This window comes from Pseudomonas sp. (assembly GCF_032058845.1).
Lineage (GTDB): Bacteria > Pseudomonadota > Gammaproteobacteria > Pseudomonadales > Pseudomonadaceae > Aquipseudomonas.
On sequence record NZ_DAMCCR010000186.1, the window covers coordinates 1 to 3,120 of the forward strand.

General features: G+C 67.1%; 3 protein-coding genes. All 3 read right to left on the bottom strand.

Going from position 1 to position 3,120, the window contains the following annotated elements:
• Nucleotides 1–746, bottom strand: a 746-nt coding sequence (locus RT028_RS20185; protein WP_312937254.1) for a phytoene/squalene synthase family protein, incomplete at its 3' end; no start/stop codon positions are given.
• Complete coding sequence (locus RT028_RS20190; RefSeq protein WP_312937256.1) at nt 743–2,233, bottom strand: phytoene desaturase; 1,491 nt, start codon at nt 2,231–2,233, stop codon at nt 743–745. The genes RT028_RS20190 and RT028_RS20185, both read right to left, overlap by 4 nt.
• Nucleotides 2,230–3,120, bottom strand: an 891-nt coding sequence (gene crtY / locus RT028_RS20195; protein ID WP_312937258.1) for a lycopene beta-cyclase CrtY, incomplete at its 5' end; no start/stop codon positions are given. The genes crtY and RT028_RS20190, both read right to left, overlap by 4 nt.

Consider the following 3,120-nt stretch of genomic DNA (forward strand, 5'->3'; position numbering starts at 1 on the left):
GCCACGGCCCATGCCGAGCGCCAGGGCAGGGCGGCCAGGCCCGCCTCGGCGCTGGCGTAATACGGTTCGGCGGCGTCGATCAAGCGTTGCGCGAGCAGCGCCACGGCTGCGCGGTGCCGAGGCTCGCCCAGGGTCGCGGGCGTCATGCCGAATTCCTCCAGCCACTGCCGCGGCAGGTAACAACGACCCACCTTGGCATCATCGACGATGTCGCGGGCGATGTTGGTCAGTTGCATGGCCAGGCCCAAGTCGCAGGCGCGGTCGAGTACCTGCGGGTCCTGGGTGCCCATGATCCGCGCCATCATCAGCCCGACCACACCGGCCACGTGGTAGCAGTACTGCAGGGTGTCGGCGAGTGTCTGGTACTGCTGCTCCTCCACATCCATGGCAAACCCCTGCAACAGGTCCAGCGCTTCTTCGCGGGCGATGCCATGGCGTTGCACCACCGCCTGCAGGGCGGCGAATGCGGGGTCTTCGAGCGGTGCGCCAAGGTAGGCAGTGTGGGTCCGGGCGCGCAGCTCGGCCAGGCGCACCTGCGCCTCTGCCGGGCTCAGCGGCACGGCGTTGTGGCCGGCCTCCTGACCATCGATGACGTCGTCGCAATGCCGGCACCAGGCGTACAGCAACACCGCGCTGCGGCGCGTTGCCGGGTCGAACAGGCGCGAGGCGCTGGCGAAACTCTTCGAACCCACCGCGATGCTGTTCAGCGCATGGTGCAGCAGCGGATCGGCAGCGGCGTCGCTCATCCGTGCAGGTCCTCCAGCATCAGGCCGGCAGTGGCCTTGGCCGAGCCGATCACCCCTGGTACGCCCGCGCCCGGGTGGGTGCCAGCCCCCACCAGGTAGAGGTTGCTGATCTGGCCGTCGCGGTTGTGCGGGCGGAACCAGGCGCTTTGCTGCAAGACCGGCTCCAGCGAGAACGCCGAACCCAGGTGGGCATTGAGCTGCTCCTTGAAGTCCATCGGGGTGAAGGTCCGGCAGGTCACCAGGTCTTCGCGCAGGCCTGGCATGTAGTGCTGCTCCAGGTAGCTGAAGATGCGGTCGCGGTAGCGCGGGGCTTCTTCACGCCAGTCGATGTCGACATTGCCCATGTGCGGCACCGGCGCCAGAACGTAGTGGCTGGAGCAGCCAGGCGGCGCCAGGCTTGGGTCGGTGGCGCACGGGGTGTGCAGGTACAGCGAGAAATCCTCGGGCAGGTGCGGGCCGGCGAAGATTTCCTTGATCAGCGGCTTGTAGCGCGCGCCAAAACACACGGTGTGATGGCGCAGCTGCGGCTGCTCGCGCTTGAGGCCGAAATGCACCACGAACAGCGAGTTGCTGAAGCGTTTGGTCTTGAGCCGTTCGCCCTCGCTGCGCCCGCGTGGATGGGCACCGAGCAGGTCGCTGTAGGTGTGCACCACATCCGCGTTGGAGGCGATCACGTCAGCCGGCCAGCGCTGACCATCGGCAGTGCGCGCTGCGGTGACCCGATCACCTTCGGTATCGAAGCCGCTGACCTCGGCATTGAGCACCAGGCGCCCGCCGATGTCCTCGAACAGCTTGGCCATGCCGGCCACCAGGGCGCCGGTACCGCCGCGTGGGAACCACACGCCCCATTCGCGCTCCAGCGCGTGGATCAGGGTGTAGATCGACGAGGTGGAAAACGGGTTGCCGCCCACCAGCAAGGCATGGAACGAGAACGCCTGGCGCAGTTTGTCGTTGCGGATGAATTTCGCCACCATACCGTACACGCTGCGCCAGGCTTGCAGGCGCGCCAGCTGCGGACCGGCCGAGAGCATGTCGCGAAACGACAGGAAAGGTACCGCGCCAAGCTTGATGTAGCCCTCGGCGAGCACCTCTTTGGAATAGGCCAGGAAGCGGCGATAGCCTTCGACGTCAGCCGGCTCCAGCGCATGGATCTGGCGCTCGAGATCGGCCTGGTCATTGCCATAGTCGAACTGCGTGCCATCTTCCCAGCACAGACGGTAGAAGGGGGTCACCGGCAACAGCTCGACGTAGTCGCGCATGGGCTTGCCGGCCGCCTCGAACAAGGCTTCGATGGCCGACGGGTCGGTGATCACCGTAGGGCCGGCGTCGAAGGTGAAGCCCTCATCCTTGTACACATAGGCTCGCCCGCCTGGCAGGTCGCGGCGCTCCAGCAAGGTGGTGGCAACGCCGGCAGACTGCAGGCGGATGGCCAGGGCCAGGCCGCCGAGGCCGGCGCCGATGACGACAGCCGTTTTACCAGGGGTCATGAATGTTCCTCGAAATGGCGGGGGGAATGACGCAACGCGGCGCGCAGCGCTTGACCAACAGGCACCGGCGGTTTGCCGCTGAGCACACGCAGGCGATCGGCCCAGGTGCTCTGCCCGGCATAGAAGCGGGCAATCAGCGGCTCGGACAGCCGGTAGAAACGTTGCATGACCTGCCAGCGCTGGTGCGGTTTGCCAGCCAGGAACAGCATGCGGTTGAGCAATCGATAAAAGCCCTGCGCCTGCCAGCGCTGGCGCTGATAGGCAGCCATTGCCGGCGCCAGGCTGGCGTGATCCAGGCGCGGCTGGCGTGCCAGCCAATCGGCCAGGCGCACCGCTTCAGGCAGGGAGTAACCGGTGGTGCAGTGGAACAGTCCGGCGCGCAGGCCTGACTGCAGCTGGCCGTCTTGCTCGGTACGCCAGGCGTCGAAATCGCCGGCCAGGGTAATCGGCAGCACGCCGTGCTCTTCGCGCAGCACCTGCTCGGCCTGCCAACCGTGCTGTTGCAGGTAGTGCCCGATGTGCTCACGCAGCTGCACGGCGTCTGGCGCGTCACGTTCGACGTAATGGGTATCTTCGATCAACAGCGTGTCGGTGCTGAACGGCAGCACGTAGACGAAACGGTAGCCGTCACCTTGTGGCACGCGTGCATCCATGACGATGGGCACCGCCAGGCCATGAGGTCGGCGCAGCTTCAGCACCTGGCCGAGGAAGGCTTGCTGGCCCAGGACCCTGTGCGGGCTGGCTTGCGGGCCGCGCCCGTCGATCACGGCGCGGGCGTGCAGGCGCTCGCCGTTGTCGAGGGTGACGCCGCTGGCGTCGAGCTCGCGGATGCGGCTGTTGCAGCGCAGCGACGTGCCCAGCGCGGCGGTCATCACCTCGGCGAAGCG